Below are 646 nucleotides of genomic sequence, written 5' to 3' on the forward strand. Positions count from 1 at the left end.
TAGGGTAAGGTCACTTATGAATAATGACCCCTCAAAACTAGAGGAATTCATCCTCAACAAGAAAAATCTCGATCTATGTATCGAAAACGGTTTATTACAACCAGAAAAAGTTGAAAAACCAAAAAAACCACAGGAAGTGGTAATCGTCGAAACGAAGTCCAGTAAGGACGATAAGTAAAAAAATCCCCTCGGAAACGGGGGGTATTTTAATTTGGCATATAAAGTACTTGATAATATATGCCAATTGACACCCACTGGATTCAATACTAAAATAAACTAACCGACAAGGTTATAACTATAGGAAAAATATGTGACCCCTTGTCACTAACAATGGAGAAAACATGAGAAGAAAAATCGACTCAAGAAAACAATCTAACAAAAAGTTCAAAAAAGGACTTGGCAAAAAGTCAAAAAACATCTATCAAGCCCCGACTCGTGGCGGACACAGGTTATAGAAAATGTGCCTATCCCCTTTTAGAGCTACCAGAGATTATACCATTGAAAACAAAGGCTCATTCAGCAAGAAAGAAAACTTTGGAAAAATCAGATTATGCTCGGAAGGGGAACTACTCCTTCCATGCGGCAAATGCACAGAATGTATATCTAAACGTGCCTTCGACTGGGCAACTCGTTGCAGACACGAAAT

Annotated in this window: 1 protein-coding gene; it reads left to right on the forward strand. The window is 37.9% G+C overall.

The window, feature by feature from the left end; genetic code table 11:
- Positions 1-396 precede the first annotated feature (396 nt).
- The coding region (locus DC53_RS22465; protein ID WP_206075187.1) for a hypothetical protein at positions 397-646 on the forward strand (250 nt) is incomplete at its 3' end.

It is taken from the genome of Pseudoalteromonas fuliginea (genome assembly GCF_000690055.1).
In the GTDB taxonomy this organism is placed as follows: domain Bacteria; phylum Pseudomonadota; class Gammaproteobacteria; order Enterobacterales; family Alteromonadaceae; genus Pseudoalteromonas; species Pseudoalteromonas fuliginea.